The organism is Burkholderia sp. GbtcB21 (assembly GCF_019091065.1).
GTDB classification, from domain to species: Bacteria; Pseudomonadota; Gammaproteobacteria; order Burkholderiales; family Burkholderiaceae; genus Burkholderia; species Burkholderia pyrrocinia_C.
In genome coordinates this window covers 172,724-192,227 of record NZ_JAGXKA010000007.1, presented here as the reverse complement: position 1 = coordinate 192,227, position 19,504 = coordinate 172,724, and the positions used below count along the sequence as shown (strand labels likewise).

14 protein-coding genes and 1 tRNA gene are annotated in these 19,504 nt (G+C 65.1%); 11 read left to right on the top strand and 4 right to left on the bottom strand.

The features are described 5' to 3' along the window. The first annotated feature begins 11 nt into the window (after nucleotides 1-11). From KVT39_RS18285 to KVT39_RS18260, 6 genes are all read left to right on the top strand, one after another. Nucleotides 12-1,169, top strand: a complete 1,158-nt coding sequence (locus KVT39_RS18285) for an efflux RND transporter periplasmic adaptor subunit (protein ID WP_131949333.1) — start codon at nucleotides 12-14, stop codon at nucleotides 1,167-1,169. Nucleotides 1,170-1,189: 20 nt separating this feature from the next. Further along, nucleotides 1,190-4,333, top strand: a complete 3,144-nt coding sequence (locus tag KVT39_RS18280; RefSeq protein WP_217589917.1) for a multidrug efflux RND transporter permease subunit — start codon at nucleotides 1,190-1,192, stop codon at nucleotides 4,331-4,333. 4 nt (nucleotides 4,334-4,337) lie between these two features. Further along, on the top strand, nucleotides 4,338-5,774 hold the full coding sequence (locus KVT39_RS18275) for an efflux transporter outer membrane subunit (RefSeq protein WP_217589916.1): 1,437 nt from the start codon (nucleotides 4,338-4,340) through the stop codon (nucleotides 5,772-5,774). Between the two features lie 102 nt (nucleotides 5,775-5,876). After that, nucleotides 5,877-6,569, top strand: coding sequence for a response regulator (locus tag KVT39_RS18270; RefSeq protein ID WP_131949336.1), 693 nt, complete (start codon nucleotides 5,877-5,879; stop codon nucleotides 6,567-6,569). Between the two features lie 62 nt (nucleotides 6,570-6,631). Continuing rightward, nucleotides 6,632-7,192 carry a histidine kinase gene (locus KVT39_RS18265; RefSeq protein ID WP_243566261.1) on the top strand — a complete coding sequence of 187 codons (561 nt, stop codon included), beginning with the start codon at nucleotides 6,632-6,634 and terminating at the stop codon, nucleotides 7,190-7,192. 631 nt (nucleotides 7,193-7,823) lie between these two features. Continuing rightward, complete coding sequence (locus tag KVT39_RS18260) at nucleotides 7,824-9,653, top strand: protease pro-enzyme activation domain-containing protein (protein ID WP_034180046.1); 1,830 nt, start codon at nucleotides 7,824-7,826, stop codon at nucleotides 9,651-9,653. A gap of 168 nt (nucleotides 9,654-9,821) precedes the next feature. Here the strand turns inward: KVT39_RS18260 and KVT39_RS18255 are convergent, their stop codons facing one another. After that, on the bottom strand, nucleotides 9,822-10,478 hold the full coding sequence (locus KVT39_RS18255) for a pyridoxamine 5'-phosphate oxidase family protein (RefSeq protein WP_217589915.1): 657 nt from the start codon (nucleotides 10,476-10,478) through the stop codon (nucleotides 9,822-9,824). A 326-nt stretch (nucleotides 10,479-10,804) separates the two neighbouring features. On the opposite strand from KVT39_RS18255, the gene KVT39_RS18250 reads away from it, so the two are divergent. Continuing rightward, nucleotides 10,805-12,271, top strand: a complete 1,467-nt coding sequence (locus KVT39_RS18250; RefSeq protein WP_217589914.1) for a PLP-dependent aminotransferase family protein — start codon at nucleotides 10,805-10,807, stop codon at nucleotides 12,269-12,271. A 22-nt stretch (nucleotides 12,272-12,293) separates the two neighbouring features. On the opposite strand, the gene KVT39_RS18245 is transcribed toward KVT39_RS18250, so the two are convergent. Continuing rightward, nucleotides 12,294-13,844, bottom strand: a complete 1,551-nt coding sequence (locus KVT39_RS18245; protein WP_217589913.1) for a phospholipase D family protein — start codon at nucleotides 13,842-13,844, stop codon at nucleotides 12,294-12,296. A 620-nt stretch (nucleotides 13,845-14,464) separates the two neighbouring features. Here KVT39_RS18245 and KVT39_RS18240 point away from each other — a divergent pair. From KVT39_RS18240 to KVT39_RS18225, 4 genes are all read left to right on the top strand, one after another. After that, nucleotides 14,465-14,893, top strand: coding sequence for a hypothetical protein (locus KVT39_RS18240; protein WP_034180050.1), 429 nt, complete (start codon nucleotides 14,465-14,467; stop codon nucleotides 14,891-14,893). Between the two features lie 523 nt (nucleotides 14,894-15,416). Next, nucleotides 15,417-16,238, top strand: coding sequence for a PRC-barrel domain-containing protein (locus KVT39_RS18235; RefSeq protein ID WP_217589912.1), 822 nt, complete (start codon nucleotides 15,417-15,419; stop codon nucleotides 16,236-16,238). A gap of 86 nt (nucleotides 16,239-16,324) precedes the next feature. Beyond that, nucleotides 16,325-16,579: a hypothetical protein gene (locus KVT39_RS18230; RefSeq protein ID WP_034180052.1), complete on the top strand. Its 255-nt coding sequence runs from the start codon at nucleotides 16,325-16,327 to the stop codon at nucleotides 16,577-16,579. A 9-nt stretch (nucleotides 16,580-16,588) separates the two neighbouring features. Further along, entirely contained in the window at nucleotides 16,589-16,768 is a 180-nt protein-coding gene (locus tag KVT39_RS18225) for a hypothetical protein (protein ID WP_131949342.1), read from the top strand. 98 nt (nucleotides 16,769-16,866) lie between these two features. On the opposite strand, the gene KVT39_RS18220 is transcribed toward KVT39_RS18225, so the two are convergent. Both KVT39_RS18220 and rpoD read right to left on the bottom strand, forming a co-directional pair. Continuing rightward, nucleotides 16,867-16,942: transfer RNA gene (locus KVT39_RS18220), tRNA-Ile, on the bottom strand. 129 nt (nucleotides 16,943-17,071) lie between these two features. After that, nucleotides 17,072-19,489, bottom strand: a complete 2,418-nt coding sequence (gene rpoD, locus KVT39_RS18215) for an RNA polymerase sigma factor RpoD (protein ID WP_081938390.1) — start codon at nucleotides 19,487-19,489, stop codon at nucleotides 17,072-17,074. Nucleotides 19,490-19,504 lie beyond the last annotated feature (15 nt).

Sequence of the window (19,504 nt, the reverse complement as noted above, 5' to 3'; positions counted from 1 at the left end):
CTGGAGTCGCTATGAAGAATCAAGAACGATGCTGCTACGGCGCCGTATGCGCGCTGGTGGCGGCGATGCTGGCGGGTTGCGGGCCCTCCGAGCAGCAGGCCGCCGCACCGGCCACCCCGGTTGCGGCGATGACGCTGACAGCCTCGCGCCTCGACGTGACCGAAGACCTGCCGGGCCGTGTCGCGGCCGTGCGGACCGCCGAGATCCGGCCGCAGGTCAGCGGGATCGTGCAGCGCCGGCTGTTCGAGCAAGGCACCGAAGTGCGTACGGGCCAGCCGCTGTTCCAGATCAATCCGGCGCCGTTCAAGGCCGACATGGATACGGCCTCGGCGTCGCTGCAGCGCGCGCAGGCCGCACTCGAGCGCGCGAAGGTGCAGACGGCGCGCTTCAAGCCGCTCGTCGAAGCCGATGCAATCAGCCGCCAGGTGTACGACGACGCCGTGTCGCAGCGCGACCAGGCGGCCGCCGACGTCGCCCAGGCCCGCGCGACGCTCGCGCGCCGCCAGCTCGACCTGAAATTCGCGGCGGTGGAAGCCCCGATCACCGGCCGCATCGACCAGGCGCTCGTGACCGAGGGAGCGCTGGTCGCCAGCACCGACAGCCAGCCGATGGCGCGCATCCAGCAGATCGACCAGGTCTACGTGGACGTGCGCCAGCCGGCCGTGTCGCTCGAATCGCTGCGCGGCGCGCTCGCGTCGCAGCCGGAAAGCACGGGCAACGGCCTGCCGGTCGACGTGCTGCGCGGCGACGACACGCGCTACGACGTGAAGGGCCGCATGCTGTTCTCGGGCATCAACGTCGACCCGGGCACCGGCGACGTGCTGGTGCGCGTGCTGGTCGACAACCCGAAGCGCCAACTGCTGCCGGGCATGTACGTGCGCGCCCGCATTCCGCGCGCGCACTACGCGAACGCGCTGACGGTGCCGCAGCAGGCCATCGTGCGCGCCGGCGGCAAACCGCAGGTCTGGGTGCTCGACGCGAAGGGCACCGCACATCTGAAGGCCGTCGAAGTCGGCGAGCTGACGAACCGCAGCTATCGCATCAAGTCGGGCCTGCAGGCCGGGCAGAAGATCGTCGTCGAAGGCATGGAGCGCCTGATCGATGGCGCATCGACCGCCGCAACCGACTGGAAGTCGCCTGACGCGGCCGCCACCGCGTCCGCGCACTGAGTCACAGGGAGCCTCCTTTCATGGCTGAATTCTTTATCCGCCGCCCGGTCTTTGCGTGGGTGATCGCCCTCTTCATCATCCTGATGGGGCTGATCGCGATCCCGCAACTGCCGATCGCGCGCTATCCGTCGGTCGCGCCGCCGACCGTCACGATTACCGCAACCTACCCCGGCTCCACGCCGCAGACGATGAACGACGGCGTGCTGAGCCTCATCGAACGCGAACTGTCCGGCGTCAAGAACCTGCTTTACTTCGAATCGTCGGCCGACACGTCCGGCAGCGCGCAGATCACGGTGACGTTCAAGCCCGGCACCGATCCGGCGATGGCGCAGGTCGACGTGCAGAACAAGCTCAAGACAGTCGAGCCGCGCCTGCCGTCGGTCGTGCGCCAGAACGGCGTGATCGTGGAATCCGCGGCGTCCGGCTTCCTGATGCTCGTCGGCCTGCGTTCCGACAGCGGCCGCTTCGACGAAGGCGCGCTCAGCGATTACATGGCGCGCAGCGTGGCCGAGGAGCTGCGCCGGATCGACGGCGTGGGCCGCGTGCAGCTGTTCGGCTCCGAACGCGCGATGCGCGTGTGGGTGAATCCGCAGAAGCTGATCGACTACGGCCTGTCGATGAGCGACCTGACGACCGCGATCGGCCAGCAGAACGTACAGATCGCGCCGGGCAGCCTCGGCGCGTCGCCCGCGCTGCCGGGCCAGCGCGTGAGCGTGCCGCTCACCGTCCAGGGCCAGCTCACGACGCCGGAAGAATTCGCGGCCGTCGTACTGCGCGCGAACGCGGACGGCTCCAGGGTAGTGCTCGGCGACGTCGCTCGCGTCGAGCTCGGCTCGCAGGGTTACGGCTTCGTGAACCGCGAGAACGGCAAGCCGGCCACCCTCGCCGGCGTGCTGCTCTCGCCGGGCGCGAATGCGGTGAAGACCGCCGATGCCGTGCGTACCCGGATGGCCGAACTGAGCAAGGCGATGCCGTCGGGCATGACCTACTCGATTCCGTTCGATACGTCGCCGTTCGTCAAGATCTCGATCGAGAAGGTGCTGCACACGCTGATCGAGGCGATGGTGCTCGTGTTCCTCGTGATGTACCTGTTCCTGCAAAACGTACGCTACACGCTGATTCCGGCCATCGTCGCACCGGTCGCGATGCTCGGCACGTTCACGATCATGGCGATGACGGGCTTCTCGATCAACGTGCTGACGATGTTCGGCATGGTGCTCGCAATCGGCATCATCGTCGACGACGCGATCGTCGTCGTCGAGAACGTCGAGCGCCTGATGGCCGAGGAAGGCCTGTCGCCGAAGGAAGCGACGTCGAAGGCGATGAAGGAAATCACGGGCGCCATCGTCGGCATCACGCTCGTCCTGACCGCCGTGTTCATTCCGATGGCCATGTCGAGCGGCTCGGTCGGCGTGATCTACAAGCAGTTCACGCTGTCGATGGCCGTGTCGATCCTGTTCTCGGCGCTGCTCGCGCTGACGCTCACGCCGGCCCTGTGCGCGACGATGCTCAAGCCGCTCGAACCGGGTCATCACGAGAAGCGCGGCTTCTTCGGCTGGTTCAACCGCCGCTTCGACCGCCTGACGAAATGGTACGAGACGCGCGTCGGCCGCCTGGTCCACCGCACGGGTCGCATGATGCTGCTGTTCGTCGCGATCGCGGGCGCGCTGGTGTTCGGCTTCAAGAACCTGCCGTCGTCGTTCCTGCCCGACGAGGACCAGGGCTACTTCATGACCAGCTTCCTGCTGCCCGCCGACGCGACCACCGAGCGCACGCATGACGTCGTCAAGAAGCTGGAGAGGCATCTTGCTTCCCGCGCTGCGATCCAGTCGAACATTTCCGTGATGGGCTACGGCTTCTCCGGCCAGGGCTCGAACGCCGCGCTGAACTGGGCGGTGCTCAAGGACTGGAAGAACCGCGGCGGCTCGTCGACGCTCGAGGAAAGCATGCTCGCCCAGCAGGCGATGGCCGGTGCGACCGAAGGTGCGGTGATGAGCCTGCTGCCGCCGGCGATCGACGAAATGGGCAACAGCTCGGGCTTCACGATGCGCCTCGAGGACCGCGCCAACCAGGGCGAGGCCGCGCTCAAGGCGGCCGAAGCGAAGCTGCTCGGACTGGCCGCGCAAAGCAGGATCGTGACGGGCGTGTATCCGGACAGTCTGCCGGCCGGCACGAGCGTGCGCCTGGAGATCGATCGTGCGAAGGCGCAAGCGCTCGGCGTGTCGTTCACGACGCTCAGCGACACGCTGTCGACCGCGATGGGCTCGACCTACGTGAACGACTTCCCGAACGCGGGCCGCATGCAGCAGGTGATCATCCAGGCCGATGCGCCGGCGCGCATGCAGATCGACAACGTGATGAAGCTCTACGTGCGCAACGCGGCCGGCGGTATGGTCCCGCTGTCCGAAATGGTCCGCCCGGTCTGGACCGACACGCCGCTGCAGATGGTGCGCTTCCAGGGCTACCCGTCCGCGCGTATTTCGGGCGGTGCCGCACCCGGCCAGTCGAGCGGCGCGGCCATGGCCGAGATGGAGCGTCTCGCCGCGCAATTGCCGCCCGGCTTCGCGGTCGAATGGACCGGGCAGTCGCTGCAGGAACGCCAGTCGGCGTCGCAGGCGCCGATGCTGATGGTGCTGTCGATGATCGTCGTGTTCCTGGTGCTGGCCGCGCTGTACGAGAGCTGGTCGATTCCGCTGTCGGTGATGCTGGTGGTGCCGCTCGGCCTGATCGGTGCAATCGGCGCGGTGCTGCTGCGCGGATTGCCGAACGACGTGTTCTTCAAGGTCGGGATGATCACCGTGATCGGCCTGTCCGCAAAGAACGCGATCCTGATCGTCGAATTCGCGAAGCAGTTGCGCGACGAAGGCAAGGGCTTGATCGAAGCGGCCGTGCAGGCGTCGAAGCTGCGCCTGCGCCCGATCCTGATGACCTCCCTCGCGTTCGGCCTCGGCGTCGTCCCGCTGATGATCGCGACCGGCGCGAGCGCCGAGACGCAGCACGCGATCGGTACCGGCGTGTTCGGCGGCATGGTGACCGCCACCGTGCTGGCCATTTTCTTCGTCCCCGTTTTCTTTGTGTTCGTGATGAGTATCCAGGAGCGTATCTCCGCATGGCGGGCCTCCCGCAAGCAGCCTGCTACCCCGAATCACGGACAGGAAGGTTGATGCCATGCGATTGCTTGTTCTTCCCCTCGTTCTTGCCCTTGCCCTGTCGGCGTGTTCGATGGCGCCGACGCTGGTCAAACCGGCAATGCCGGTGCCGACGGCCTACACGGCCGCCGCGGCCGCCGATCAGCACGCGAACGCGGCCGATCTCGGCTGGCGCACGATGTTCGGCGACCGCCGCCTGCAGCGCCTGATCGAGATCGCGCTCGACAACAACCGCGACCTGCGCCTCGCGGCGCTGAATGTCGACGCCGCCGAAGCGCAGTACGGCATTCAGCGCTCGGCGCGCCTGCCGTCCATCGGTGCCGGCGCGAACTTCACGCGCCAGCGCACGGCGGCCGACCCGCAGTCGAACCCGCCGCTGTTCGAAACGACGCAAACCCAGTACGGCGTGAACGTCGGCATCAGCGCGTTCGAGATCGACCTGTTCGGCCGCGTGAAGTCGCAGTCGGATGCGGCATTCGCGCGCTACCTCGCGACCGATCACGGCCGCCGCGCGGTGCAGATCTCGCTCGTCGGCGCGGTGGCGGACGCGTATTTCGCGGAACGCCTCGCCCAGGAGCAGCGCCGGTTGTCCGAGCGCACGCTCGGCGACTGGCAGCAGTCGCTCGATCTCGCACGACGCCTCAAGGAAGCGCATCAGGCGAGCGGTGTCGACATCGCGCAGGCCGAAGGCCAGGTCGCGAGCGCCACCGCCGATCTGGAAGCACGCACGCGTGCCGTCGAACAGGCGCGCAACGCGCTGCGCCTGCTGCTCGGCACCGAGCCGCCGAAGGATCTGCCCGACGCGCTGCCGCTGCACCAACAGCCGGTGATGACGCAACTGTCGGCCGGCCTGCCGTCCGAACTGCTGTTCCGCCGCCCGGATATCCAGCAGGCCGAACAGAATCTCGTCGCCGCGAATGCGGACATCGGCGCCGCGCGCGCCGCGTTTTTCCCGCGCCTGTCGCTGACCTCGTCGATCGGCTTCCTCAGCCCGGCGATGGGCAGCCTGTTCGCCGGCGGCCAGAACGTGTGGAGCTTCGCACCGCAGGTCTCGGTGCCGATCTTCCAGGGCGGCCGGCTGCGCGCCGAGCTGCGCCTCGCGGAAGTGCGCAAGTCCAGCGCGGTGGCCGAATACGAACGCTCGATCCAGACCGCGTTCCGCGAAGTCGCCGACGGCCTCGCCGGGCGCGAAACCTTCGGCCACCAGATCGAAGCGCAGACGCGCGTGGTCAGCTCGGCCGAACGCCGCACCGACCTGTCGAACCTGCGCTATCGCGCGGGTGTCGAGGGGCGGCTGGAGTTGCTGGATTCGCAGCGGCAGCTCTATGCGGCACGGCAGGCGCTGCTCGACCTGCGTCGCAGCGAGCTCGGCAATGCCGTCGCGCTGTACAAGGCGCTCGGCGGCGGCCTGACGGAACAGGATGTCGCACCTTCAACGAGCGTGGTGCAGAACTGAACGACGGGCGCGGCGCCTTCCGCGGCGGCATGCGGAACGGCGCAGCGCGATTCAGCCCGGCAACGGGCTGCTCCGATGGTTCGACATCGCACGGCAAACCCAATGACGAATTCCCTGATACTGATTGCAGAAGATGAACCCGAGATCTCCGACATCCTCGACTCGTACCTGACGCACGACGGCTTTCGCACCTACCGCGTCGCGGACGGGCAGGCGGTGCTCGACGTTCAACCTCACCTGAAGCCCGACCTGATCCTGCTCGACGTGAAGATGCCGCAAAAGAACGGCTGGGATGTGCTCGCCGAGCTTCGGCGGCGCTGCAATACGCCGGTCGTCGTCATCACCGCGTTCGATCGAGACCTCGACCGGCTGCAGGCATTGCGCTCCGGCGCGGACGACTACATCGTCAAGCCGTTCAACCCGGCCGAGGTCGTCGCGCGGCTTCGCGCGATCCTGCGCCGCGCGGGCAAGCCACCGACCGCGCGCATGCTGCGCGTCGGCGATCTGGAGATCGACACCGAAAGCTATCTGGCGCGCGTGCGGACGGAATCGGCCGAGGTGCAGATTGCTCTAACGCTGACCGAATTCCGGCTGCTCGCGTACATGGCGAGATCGCCGAGCCGCGTCTTCACGCGCGGCGAACTGCTCGATGCGTGCATGGCCGATGTGAGTGTGATGGAACGCACGATCGACAGCCACATCTGCAGGCTGCGCAGGAAGCTCGAACAGGCCGGTGCGCCGGGCATGCCCGAAGTGATGCGCGGTGTCGGCTACCGGCTGCGGGGCGCGCAATGACCGTGCCGGCGAAGCCGAGCCGGCAGATCGGGCTGGCGATCGGCCTGCTCGCGATCGCCGTCATGCTGATCGCCGGCACCGGTGCCTTCTTCATTTGTGCATTGCGCGAGCCGGTTGCGTTGCCGCACGACGCAACGGCCGACGCGACGATCCGCAACGCGTCCACCTGCCTGGTGCTCGCGGCGGCGCTGTTCGTCGGCCTGCTCGCCGCCGCGTTCGACCTGCTCAGGCTGATTCGCCGCACGCTCGGGTCGCTCGACTCGGTGGCGGAAAGCGCCGGCCGCGTCGTGATCGGCGATTTTTCCGCGCATGCGGTTTCCCGCGACGGATGCCTGACCGACATGTCTCGATTCATTGAGAACTTCAATACGATGACCATTCGACTGAAACCCCTGACTTCGTTCAATGCGGCAACCGCGGCCGCCGGTGGCGGCAACGCAATGCACGCACGACTCGCGGAACTCGAAACCCGGCTCGAAGAAATCCGGGGGCTCGCCACCGAAGCGGATGCATCGTCGCGCGAAGCTCTGCTTCACTGTGTCGACGGGCTGTTCCGGTTCGTCGACGACCTTCGGGTCGCCGAGCAACCGGAAGCGCCGGCCATTCGAGCACTTCCTCGATAAGCGGTCGGCCCATTACATGACGAATAGGAACGGATCGGCGAATCGAATTCCGCATTACCTGCGAAAGCGATTTTGAACATTACAAAATACTGCCGATCTTTTCAAAAACATTTCACGTTATTCGATTTAATTTTGTTTCATATAATCAAAAAAAGTTTGACACTCCGCTTTCGTTCTTGATACCGTCCGATTCAAGCAATCGGACGAATTGTTCACCACGCAATCGATTCCGCTCTACGTTTTTTCGCTTCCGCCGCACCGAAGTGCTCGCCGCCGGCCGTGTCGTTCGCGCACCGGCGCATGCAATATCCCGATGCATCTCATTGGACGACTGCCATCCGGCAGCGGGCCGAAGGATCGAATGAAATGAGCAGGATAACGAAGCTGTTGCTCTAGCAATCCCGCCCGCGCCATGTCCGCGCGGCTGCCCCGCATCGCGGCGCAGCCCTTCCGCTACCGCGTTTTCCGTATTTCGCCCCCGGAGAGAAACCACTTTTCCGGATCGGGCGAAAGGCCCTGTCGCGTCCGCGCCAACCGTGCGAGCGCGACAGAATGCGGCGATGCATGACCCGCACCGCCGTCGACCGTTGTTGTTCGTGCCGTTCGATGTTCAACCGGAGGGGTAATTCAAATGAATCAGGTTGCAGACAAGAAACAAAAGCACATTCGCATCGTCAAGCTCGCATGCGCCGCCGCGGCCGCTTCGTTCGGCATGGCGACCGCCCACGCCGCGCCGGCAGCCGGCTGGACGGAAACGCGCACCAAGGGGTTCCTGCCGCTCGTGCAGCAGAGCGAAGCCGGCGTGGCCGGCGCGCCTGCCGCGAGCACGGCCGCCGCCGCAGCCGCGGCCATCGAAATGGCGCCCGGCGAATCGGTGGACATCGTGCTCGGGCTGAACCTGCGCAACGAGGCGCAACTCGACAAGTACCTGCGCGACCTGCATACGCCCGGCTCGCCGCACTACCGGCAGTTCCTCACGCCCGCGCAGTTCGCCGCGCAATATGCGCCGACCGACCAGCAGGTCGCGTCCGTCGTCGCGCACCTGCGCAAGGAAGGTTTCGTGAACATCGTGGTCGCGCCGAACCGGCTGCTGGTGTCCGCATCCGGCACCGCGGCGACCATCAAGTCGGCGTTCCGCACGACGCTCAAGCGCTTCACGCGCAACGGCCGCAGCGTCTATGCGAATACCGACGCCGCGCAAGTGCCGAACGCGATCGGCGGCATCGTGGGCGCGGTGCTCGGCCTGCAGAACGTCGAGCTGATGCATACCGGCGCGGGCAGCAAGCCGCAAGGCAACACCAGCAACCTGACGATCCCGGCCGGCGCGTCGGCGGTGCCGCACAACCCGACCGAATTCTCGTCGCTCTACGGCGGCGACGGCACGCCGACGGCCTCGCAAACCACGGTCGGCATCATCTCCGAAGGCGACCTGTCGCAGACGGTGAGCGACCTCAATACGTTCGCCGCGAACAACGGCCTCGGCACCATCAGCAGCAGCATCGTGCAGACGGGCCCGGCCGGCAGTTCGTACACCGATACGTCCGGCACCGTCGAGTGGAACCTCGACAGCCAGTCGATCGTCGGCGCCGCCGGCGGCAGCGTGAAGCAGGTCGTGTTCTACGCGGCACCGTCGATGACGCTCACGGCAATCACGGCCGCGTACAACAAGGTGGTGACGGACAACGTCGCGAAGGTGATCAACGTGTCGCTCGGCGTGTGCGAATCGTCCGCAAACAGCACCGGCTCGCAGGCGACCGACGACACCATCTTCAAGCAGGCGGTCGCTCAAGGGCAAACCTTCTCCGTATCCGCGGGCGACCATGGCGCGTACGAATGCGCGAGCGGCACGCCGTCGCGCTCGACCTACACGGTGAGCGAACCGGCGACCTCGCCGTACGTGATCGCCGTGGGCGGCACGACGCTGTTCACCAACACGTCGACCAACGCGTACAACAGCGAGATCGTCTGGAACGATCCGAGCTGGCAGCCGGGCACCGTGTGGTCGACGGGCGGCGGATACAGCAAGTACGAGGCCGCGCCGTCGTGGCAATCGTCGACCCTCACCGGGTCGACCAAGCGCGCGCTGCCGGACGTCGGCTTCGACGCCGACCTGCGCACCGGCGCGATTCTGGTGGTGAACGGCCAGACGTCCGACACGCTGTGGGGCTCGGGCTACCTGAACAACGAAGGCGGCACGAGCCTCGCCGCGCCTATCTTCACGGGCATCTGGGCGCGGCTGCAGTCGGCGAACAACAATGCGCTCGGGTTCCCCGCGTCGAGCATCTACAAGTACTTCCCGTCCAACGCGGCGCTGCTGCACGACGTCACGTCCGGCAACAACGGCAGCGGCACCTACGGCTACAAGGCGAAGGCCGGCTGGGACGCGACGACGGGCTTCGGCAGCGTGAACATCTCGAAGCTGAACGCGTTCATCCAGAGCACGTCGGATTTCGCGCGCTGATGGATCGATGATCGATGCGGTTCCGGGTGCGCGCCGTTTCGTGCGCCCGGAACCGCATGCAACTGGGTAAAGAACCCGCGAAGGCTGCGAAGCCGTCGCGGGTCTTCTGCATTCGCGTACGGCGCGCGCCGCCGTATTCTCCGAAGCCTCCCGGTCTTGCCGCGGTACTCAATCGGCCCAGTTCCGGACGTAGTCCGGCACGGGCACGCTGCCGCTTTCGTCGGCATGAACCGGCGTGCCACGCGTCGTCTTCAGCGGCAGAATTCCCGCCCACACGGCGAGCGCGAGATCTTCCTCCTTGTCGGAAGGCAGCGAATCGCTGACCTTCACGGCCGCTTCCGCAAGGGAAATCCGCAGCACGCTGGTTGCGTTGAGTTCCTTCGAATTGCCCGGTCGCGCTTCATGCTTGCGGCCCGCGGCGATCTTGTCCATGAAGGCATCCAGCGCCGCGAGTTTTTCCGCGCCGCCGTCCACTACGTCGAACTGCCCGTAGACCACCACCGATCGATAATTCATCGAATGACTGAAGGCCGACTTGGCCAGCACGAGCCCATCCAGCAGCGTAATCGCCACGGACGCCTGCGCGCCCGCAGACAACGCCTTGATCATCCGGCTCCCGTTGGACCCGTGAATATAGAGGTCATCGCCCCTTCTCCAGTGCGCGGTCGGGATGCAGTGCGTGTCGTGTCCATCGCTGAACGCGATGTGACAGACGTACGCATCGTCCACGATGCGGTGGAGCATCGTGCGATCGCGATTCGCCAGTTCTGGCAGGCGGCGAATGGTGGTACGGGATGTAGGAGAGATGTGGGTCTGGTCTTTCATGTTTGATTTTCCTGTTCGTGCGCCACCTGGCGCGCATCGAGCGGTCCGCGTTTCGGCAACACACGGAATTAGATCGAAAATATCTATGCACTGCGAAATGAATCGAATCGGAATCGTGCAGCATCCCCGCCCGAACGACGGGTCGATCGACTCATCGACAACCGCTCGCCAAATCGATCAAAATACGCGATTGCGGCGATCGTCCGACATACCGGCCATCTGCCGCGAATCGCCCGGCACGGGCCTGCACCGCAAGAACGTGAACAATACGATGTGCGTTGATTCTTAAAAAGAACCAGCCCAAGGAAAAAAACTGGAACCAGCCGATGGACCTGGCGCTACTCATCTCCTCGCTGTCCAGACAGGACGGCACGACAAGACACAGCCAGCAGGAAGCCCTGTACCGGAGCCTGCGCAACATGCTGCTGGGCGGACACATTCCGCCCGGCACGCGGCTCGTGTCGACGCGCGTGCTCGCGACGGAGCTGGGCATCGCGCGCAACTCCGCGGTCTATGCGTACGAGCGTCTTGCCGAAGAAGGCTTCGTGGCGGCCACGCGCAACGGCACGATCACGCTGTGGGATGGATGCGGCCGTTCGAGCGCCGGGAATGACGACAGCCCGGCCCCGGTTCACCTGGCCGAGCGCGTGTACGGCCTGGAGAACGCCGATCCCGAGCCCGAGCGCATGCTGCCGTTCGTCCCCGGCCTTCCTTCGCTCGACGAATTCCCGGTCGCCCAGTGGCGCCGTTGCATCGAGCGCGCATGGAAAGCCGTCAAGCCCGCCCAGCTCGCGTATGGCCCAGTCGAAGGGCTGCCCGAATTGCGGCGCGCCGTAGCCGCCTACATCCGGGTTTCGCGAGGCGTGCGCTGCGAGACCGGCCAGGTATTCATCACCGACGGCACGCAGAGCAGCCTCGAGTTATGTGCGCGCATGCTCGCGAATCCCGGCGAATTCGGCTGGCTCGAAAACCCCTGCTATAACGGCGCACGCACAGCATTCCGCTCGACCGGCCTGAATATCGTGCCGATCGAGGTCGACCACGAAGGCATGGCGCCGACCGACGAACAGTGGCGCGCCCACCCGCCCCGGCTGATCTATACGACGCCGTCGCACCAATACCCGCTCGGCGCACTGATGAGCCCGCGGCGGCGAGCGGCGCTCGTCCAGCATGCGCGCGCATGCGGCGCGTGGATCATCGAGGACGACTACGACAGCGAGTTCCGACATGGCGGCCAGCCGCTCCCGGCGATCCAGGGCCTCTATGCCGACGCGCCCGTCTGTTATCTCGGCACGTTCAGCAAGACGATGTTTCCCGCCCTCCGGCTCGGCTTCATGGTGGTGCCACCGGTGCTGGTCGACCGCTTCACCAGGACGCTGCGCGAACTCGTCCATCGCGGCCATTCGGCCGATCAGCTGGCGATGGCCGAATTCATCGACACCGGCCTCTTTGCGCGGCACCTGCGCCGCATGCGGGCGCTGTACGCCGCGCGGCGCAGCAGCCTCGAAGCGGCACTCGCCCGCCATCTCGGCACATCGTTGAGCGTTCGGGAAAGCCCGGGCGGCATGCATCTTTCGGCGGATCTCGCGCTACCGCTGCACGACACCGAAGTCGCGCGCGCCGCGTCCGCGCATGGCTTGCTGCTTCAGCCGCTGAGCAGCTACGCCGTCGGCGACGGCCGCCGGTACAACGGCTTCGTGCTCGGGTATTCCGGGCTGACCGACGCGATGATCGAGACAGCGACGATCCAGCTCGCGGACGTCATCGAAAAGCACGGCCGCACGCGGTGCTGAGCGCAGCACGACGCATCGTCGCTCACAGTTGCGATTCGATCGGAAACAGCCCGAGAAACCAGACTTCCATCCGACGCCCAGCCGACACTTCCGGTTCGTGATCGAGCTCGGTGATCTTCCCGTCCGAATCGGTCTGAACCCACTTGAGCTGCCCTTTCCCCGCCGGATCGGTCCTCGGCTCGACGCGCCACGCGATCCGGTCGAGTCGGGATTCCAGGTCGTTTGCAACCTGCGACGCAATCGCCGGACTCGCGCAGTAAACGCCGATCTCCGTATTGAGGTTCAGCGAGCGCGGATCGAGGTTCATCGATCCGATGAAAATGCTCTTGTGGTCGAACACGTAGGTCTTCGCATGCAGCGACGCACGCGACGACCCGATGATGACCTGCTTCGAAATGCTCTTGTCGCCCGACGGCCGCCGCTCGTAAAGTCGCACGCCGGCCGCCACGAGATCGCTTCGGTAGCGACGGTAGCCGGCATGCACGGCCGCCACGTCGGTCGACGCGAGCGAATTGGTCAGCACCGTCACGCGCACGCCGCGCGCCGCGAGCGCGCGCAGCCGCTCGACGACGGCCTTGCCCGGCACGAAATACGGCGACACGATCAGCAGGTCATGTTCGGGCTGCAATGCGAGCGCGCGCAACTGCGGCATCAGATGCCCGTCGCTGTCCTTCGGCGAATGCGCGATCTTCGACGGATCGTCGTACAGCACCGTCGCGCGCCCCCACGACAGTTCCGTGCCCTGCCCATGAACGATCCGGTCGAGCCGTTGCCTCGCTTCGAGCACGTAAGGATTGTCCTCCATCGCCCTCAGGTAGTCGCGCAACCGTTCGCGCTCGCGGTCCAGCCCGCCCGGCGCCGCGTCGTGCCCGACCAGCGCGTCGATCGGATACGCATACGGGGAATTCCAGAACGTATCGAATTCCGTCGAGATGTCCTTCACGACCAGACCATGGACGACGACATCGAGATCGCCGAACTCCAGCATCGACGATGCGCCGAAGTATTCGTCGCCGATATTGCGGCCGCCGACGATCGCCGCCTGGTTGTCCGCGATCATCGCCTTGTTGTGCATGCGCCGGTTGACGCGCGAGAACTCGAACACCGTGCCGATCCTCTTGAACGTGCGCGTGGCAACCGGATTGAACAGCCGGATCTCGATGTTCGGGTGCGAGCTGATCTCGAGCAGCTTGCGGTCGTCCGCGTTCGTGCCGAGATCGTCGAGCAGCGCGCGGATGCGCACGCCGCGATCGGCCGCGCGAATGATCGCGTCGGCCAGTTCGTGCCCGGTCAGGTCGTCGTGCCAGATGTAGTACTGGAGGTCCAGCGAGCGGTCCGCGCGGTCCGCAAGCAGCACACGCGCATCCAGCGCATCGACCGGATCGGTCAGCAGATGAAACGCGTCCTGCCCCGGATGCATGCCGGCCTGCTGGCGGAACGCAACGCCCAGCCGCGTGTTTTCCGTGTCGGCGAACGCATGTGTCGGCGCGCGGTCGGCCTGCGGCGGCAGGCTGGCGCACGCGACAAGCGCCAGCAACGAAAGAATCGCACCCCACGAACGCAGCATGATCATGATTGCCGTCGCCACTCCCCGGCGAAGTATGTTTATTCTGGCCGCCGGATGGATCACGGGGCTCGACGGCTGCCCGGGCGCCCGAAAGGCATCGCGCGCGGACCGTGCCGCGCCACAGCATACTTCGATTGCCATCGGGACGGCACCCTCTCCGTGTTTTCCCTGCGGCGGTGTTCTGAAGATGCGCGACACGCCGCTGTCGCTCGCGGCGGAAACGCTCGCGCGGATGGTCAGGGTGGAGATCGATGCGCGCACACGCAGCGCATGCGGCATGCTGCCCGCATCGCTTCCAGCAGCGTGCGAACTATCCTTCTGCTCGCTACCGTGCCGGGCATTTGCCCTTGCTCGCGACACGCAGCCGCGAAGCGCGGCTGGTCAAATAGCCTGTCGGTCGGCTAGCGTAGATGCGCCCGCAGGCCGCGCGATGCTCGGGTTGCCGAAGCAGACGCGTACGACGACTCGGACGCAGCGCAATCTGATGAAGAGCAAGCGTCCGGCACCGGACAGACATGCGGCGCGAATAGCCGCATTGGTGAGAGGCGAGGCGAGCCGGTCCTGTCAGTCAGACCGGCGCTACCGCCACACCTCGACTCCCCTCCGAATCCTCCAGGAGATCCGTCATGAAAACATCCGCGTCCTTGGTGCGCGCACTCCTTCTAAGCGCCACGTTAGTTGGAATCGCCCCGGTTGCAGCCGACGACAACCTCCCTCCGGTGCAGCACACCGATCAGGTTACCTATTTGTCGGGCGGCATCGGACTCGATCAATCGGTCGCCATCAAGGGCGTCATGCGCGACTACGCTCTCGTGCTCACCTTCGTCCGCCGGGCCCCAAGCGGGAACGAATACTTGTCCGACGTACTGGTGACCATCACGGACATGAAAGGCAATACGATTCTGGAGGCGCCGTCTGATGGCCCGTTCATGCTGGCCAATCTGAGGAACGGACGTTATGCGATCAATGCCAGCTACAACGGCCAGTCCGAACGATACATCGTGAACATTTCGGCATCCCGGCACGCACGCCATACGTTTATCTGGTTCATGTAGACATGAGCAGCGGCCCCTCCGCGCACAAGCGGCTGCCGGCGCAGCGGCCTCTCGAGCCGGCAAGCTCGCACCGGTACGCCCCGCATTGATTACATCCGTAGTACTACCGATGAAACGACAATCCTCGATGCGATTGCGCCGTCAGCGGCCAATGCGCGTGACAGGAAGGCGTGGCGGCCGGGCATCCATTCGACGCCACCGTCCGCGCGACTTGTGAAGGCCAGCAACGCATCGTCCTTCCGATTCCGGTCGATTCGTTATCCGGATCTGCATCGATCCGACAGATCCATGTTCGATCCGGTGCACACTTTGTACGCTGTCGTACCGCGCCGGCCGTCCGTTTCCAGTACCGTGAAAGCATGCCGTACATCCGTCACGACGCCACGCCAGCCTGAATACCGCGTGCATGAACGGGAGCGGCACGAATCGCTCCGGATCCACGAGCGAGCGACTGGACGCCACCGCACGGCATGCGGTTCAGCCGGATCATCGACATGCCGCGCATCGATCTGACGAGAACATCATGCTACGAAGCATCAAGGAATTGCACGGAAGCGCGGTGCGCGCGAAGGACGGCGACATCGGACACGTCAATCAAGCCTATTTCGACGACGACAACTGGTGCATCCGCTACCTCGTCGTCGAGACGGGCGACTGGCTGCACGAGAGGCTGGTGCTCATCTCGCCCTATTCCGTCAAGCACACCGACTCCCGGTCCAGCACGCTGCATGTCGACCTTACGCGCCAACAGGTAGGAGACAGCCCGGACCTGGACGCACACAAGCCGGTATCCCGCCAACACGAAATCGAATACCTGCGTTACTACCATTACCCGCCCTACTGGGGTGGCCCGAACCTGTGGGGCATGGCCGCATCCCCAGCGTTCCATTCTGCCGCCCTGTCGCAAGATCTCGAGGCGGGAAATCCGCTGCCCGCCTGCGCAACGCCGGGCGATGCGTCAGCAGATGCGCCGACGGATACGCATCTGCGCGGCACCGGCAAGGTCAAGGGTTATCGGCTCGAAACCACGGCCGGACGCATCGGCCGCGTGTCTGACTTCATCTACGACGATGAAGCCTGGGTGATCCGCTATCTCGCGATCAGCGCGCGGAACTGGTGGTTGACCAACAGGGAAGTCCTGATCGCGACGCACTGGCTCGACCGGGTGGACTGGGCCACGGAAACGGTATCGACCGCGCTCAACCGCGACTCGATTCGCCACAGCCCCGAATACGATGATTCTCAGCCCGTCTATCGAAGCGACGAGATTGCGCTGCATCAGTTCTACGGCAAGCACGGCTACTGGTTGAATGCCGAATCGTCGACGGCCCGCGGTGCGCTTTGACGCCGCGGCCTCGGACCGCGCGAGATCCCGCAACCTTCCCGCTCGTCCGTCCTGAACGCTTTATCAGTACGCGCCGGAGAAGTTCCATGTCCGCTTTCATGCCCGTCATCTCGGCCAGGCAATTCATCGAACTGGTCAATCAACGCCTGCCCTCGCATCACGTATTCAAGGCCGGGATGCGCGTGTTTCTCGTGAGGCCGGCATCCGCCGATGCCGATGCGACCGAGTTCGACTATTCACCGAGGACGCGCCGGGCGAGCGGCGTGGTCCTCTACGTCGTCGATCATGTGAAATCCCAATTCCTGGTCGAGCCGGACCTGCGGTTGGCCGGCTCCGGATAGCGCCGTTCGATGCGGCCGCCGGTCGAAGCCGGCTCGGATTCCAACCTGGATTCCATCTCGTCCGTCGATCAACCGCCCCCGAGCGCTTCGATCGAATCCACGGCCTCGATCATCCTCTCGGCCTGCGCGTTCGATACCGACAGCGGAGCAGCCGGCGCCGCTGCCTACGCGACGGCGACGGTCGTGTAGTACCGCATCCCCTTGACGCCCCGAAAAACAAAAAACCCGCGAAGCCTTGCGGCTATCGCGGGTTTGCAGCATTCCATGGAACACCATGGAAGCGAATCTGGTGGGCCCGGCGGGGTTCGAACCCGCGACCAATCGATTATGAGTCGACTGCTCTAACCGCTGAGCTACAAGCCCTGATGAGATTTGACGCGTGCTACACGCAGCCCCGGCAAAGAAGCCGGGCCGGCATTGTAACAACAAAGGAGACAAACGCCACCGGCATCGCGCAGATGCCGGCGGCGTTCGCAGGAGAAACGCTGGAAATCAGTTCCCTTCGAGGAACGACTTCAGCTTGTCGGAACGGCTCGGGTGACGCAGCTTGCGCAGCGCCTTGGCCTCGATCTGACGGATCCGCTCGCGCGTGACGTCGAACTGCTTGCCGACTTCCTCGAGCGTGTGGTCCGTGCTCATCTCGATGCCGAAGCGCATCCGCAGCACCTTCGCCTCGCGCGGCGTCAGCGAATCGAGCACATCCTTCACGACGTCGCGCATGCTTGCATGCAGCGCGGCATCCGCCGGCGCGACCGTGTTGGTGTCCTCGATGAAGTCGCCGAGATGGGAATCGTCGTCGTCACCGATCGGCGTTTCCATCGAGATCGGCTCCTTCGCGATCTTCATGATCTTGCGGATCTTGTCTTCCGGCATTTCCATCTTCTCGGCAAGCGTTGCCGGATCCGGCTCGAGACCGGTTTCCTGCAGGATCTGCCGCGAGATGCGGTTCATCTTGTTGATCGTCTCGATCATGTGAACCGGAATACGGATCGTGCGCGCCTGGTCCGCGATCGAACGCGTGATGGCCTGACGGATCCACCACGTCGCATAGGTCGAGAACTTGTAGCCGCGACGGTATTCGAACTTGTCCACCGCCTTCATCAGGCCGATGTTGCCTTCCTGGATCAGGTCGAGGAACTGCAGGCCGCGGTTCGTGTACTTCTTCGCGATCGAGATCACGAGACGCAGGTTGGCCTCGGTCATTTCGCGCTTCGCCTGGCGTGCCTTCAGTTCGCCGGCCGCCATCTGGCGGTTGGTTTCCTTCAGGTCCTTCAGCGGCAGCACGACGCGCGCCTGCAGGTCGAGCAGGCGCTGCTGCTGTTCGCGGATCGCCGGAACGTTACGCGACAGCACCGCGCTGTACGAATGGCCCTCGGCCGTAATCTTCTCGGCCCAGTCGAGATCCGTCTCGCTGCCCGGGAAGCGCGCGATGAATTCCGAGCGCGGCATGCCGCACTTGTCGACGACGATGTGCAGGATCTGACGTTCGACCTGACGCACTTCGTCCACCTGCGCACGCAGCGTGTCGCACAGGCGTTCGACGGTACGCGCGGTGAAGCGGATCGTCATCAGTTCGGTCTGGATCGTTTCCTGCGCCTTCAGGTAGGCCTTCGACTTGTAGCCTTCCTTTTCGAACGCGCGGCGCATCTTGTCGAACCACTCGCTGATCTGCGAGAACTTCTCGAGCGAGGCACGCTTGAGGGCTTCGAGCTGGGCGGCGTTGGCCGATGCCTGTGCGGCACCGTCATCCTCCTCCTCTTCCTCTTCTTCCTCTTCCTCCTCGGCTTCCTCGTCCTCGTTCTCGATGGCTTCCGCTTCCTTCGCGGAGAAGCCGTCCGTATCGGCGGAGTCCGAAGCATTCGGATCGAGCAGGCCGTCGACGAGTTCGTCGACGCGGATCTCTTCGTTCGCGACGCGCTCGGCCATCGCGAGGATGTCGGCGATCGTCGTCGGGCACGCGGAAATCGCCATCACCATGTGGCGCAGGCCGTCCTCGATCCGCTTCGCGATCTCGATTTCGCCTTCGCGCGTGAGCAGCTCGACCGTGCCCATTTCGCGCATGTACATCCGGACCGGATCGGTCGTGCGGCCGAATTCCGAATCGACGGTGGACAGCGCGACTTCCGCTTCCTCTTCGACTTCGTCGTCCGACGACGCGGCCGGCGCGTTGTCGTTCAGGAGCAGCGTTTCCGCGTCCGGCGCCTGCTCGTAGACCGCCACGCCCATGTCGTTGAACGTGCCGATGATGCCTTCAAGGGCTTCGGTCTCGGTGAAGTTGTCCGGCAGGTGATCGTTGATTTCGGCGTACGTAAGGAAGCCGCGCTCCTTGCCGAGCTTGATCAGCGCGCGCAGCTTCACGCGGCGCTCTTCGAGCTCCTCGGCCGTGCCCGGCGTGCTTGTCGCGAACGCTTCCTTCAGCAGCGCCTTTTCCTTGGCGCGACGATCGCGCACCTTGGATTTGCCCGGTGCAGCCGCGGCTGCGGGCTGCTCGTCGCTCTGATTTGCGTCGTCGTCGACGGATACTTCGTTCAGCTTTTTGGTCATGGAGTTCGCCGTACCGGCTATATCGACTCGCGGCTGCTGGACGACAGCCGGTTGAACCGTGGGTGCATGAGTAGTACGTACTGCCGTTTCGTCCGCGGCGGCAGTCGTGTCCCTTGCGCTTTTCGCACTTGCCCGCTTCGCCGCCGGCTTGGCCGGCCCGGAGTCGGGTCTGGCGGCAGCCCGTGTTCTGGCTGCCGGCGCCGGCGCAGCCTGAGCAGTGCCGGCCGCGGTTTTCTTTCCCGCAGGGGCTGACGATGCTGAAGACGTTGTCCTGGTGGAAGAAGCAGACTTGGCCGCTGTGACCTTCTTGGTCGGCTCCGTCGAGCCCTTGCCTGTTGCTTTCTTTCCGCCTGTCGTCTTTGCCATCGCGATTTTCGCCTC

Bases quoted from the DNA above. Each gene is read 5' to 3' on its own strand.
- KVT39_RS18285 (WP_131949333.1), top strand. From the start codon at position 12: ATGAAGAATCAAGAACGATGCTGCTACGGCGCCGTATGCGCGCTGGTG.
- KVT39_RS18280 (WP_217589917.1), top strand. From the start codon at position 1,190: ATGGCTGAATTCTTTATCCGCCGCCCGGTCTTTGCGTGGGTGATCGCC.
- KVT39_RS18275 (WP_217589916.1), top strand. From the start codon at position 4,338: ATGCGATTGCTTGTTCTTCCCCTCGTTCTTGCCCTTGCCCTGTCGGCG.
- KVT39_RS18270 (WP_131949336.1), top strand. From the start codon at position 5,877: ATGACGAATTCCCTGATACTGATTGCAGAAGATGAACCCGAGATCTCC.
- KVT39_RS18265 (WP_243566261.1), top strand. From the start codon at position 6,632: ATGCTGATCGCCGGCACCGGTGCCTTCTTCATTTGTGCATTGCGCGAG.
- KVT39_RS18260 (WP_034180046.1), top strand. From the start codon at position 7,824: ATGAATCAGGTTGCAGACAAGAAACAAAAGCACATTCGCATCGTCAAG.
- KVT39_RS18255 (WP_217589915.1), bottom strand. From the start codon at position 10,478: ATGAAAGACCAGACCCACATCTCTCCTACATCCCGTACCACCATTCGC.
- KVT39_RS18250 (WP_217589914.1), top strand. From the start codon at position 10,805: ATGGACCTGGCGCTACTCATCTCCTCGCTGTCCAGACAGGACGGCACG.
- KVT39_RS18245 (WP_217589913.1), bottom strand. From the start codon at position 13,844: ATGATCATGCTGCGTTCGTGGGGTGCGATTCTTTCGTTGCTGGCGCTT.
- KVT39_RS18240 (WP_034180050.1), top strand. From the start codon at position 14,465: ATGAAAACATCCGCGTCCTTGGTGCGCGCACTCCTTCTAAGCGCCACG.
- KVT39_RS18235 (WP_217589912.1), top strand. From the start codon at position 15,417: ATGCTACGAAGCATCAAGGAATTGCACGGAAGCGCGGTGCGCGCGAAG.
- KVT39_RS18230 (WP_034180052.1), top strand. From the start codon at position 16,325: ATGTCCGCTTTCATGCCCGTCATCTCGGCCAGGCAATTCATCGAACTG.
- KVT39_RS18225 (WP_131949342.1), top strand. From the start codon at position 16,589: ATGCGGCCGCCGGTCGAAGCCGGCTCGGATTCCAACCTGGATTCCATC.
- rpoD (WP_081938390.1), bottom strand. From the start codon at position 19,489: ATGGCAAAGACGACAGGCGGAAAGAAAGCAACAGGCAAGGGCTCGACG.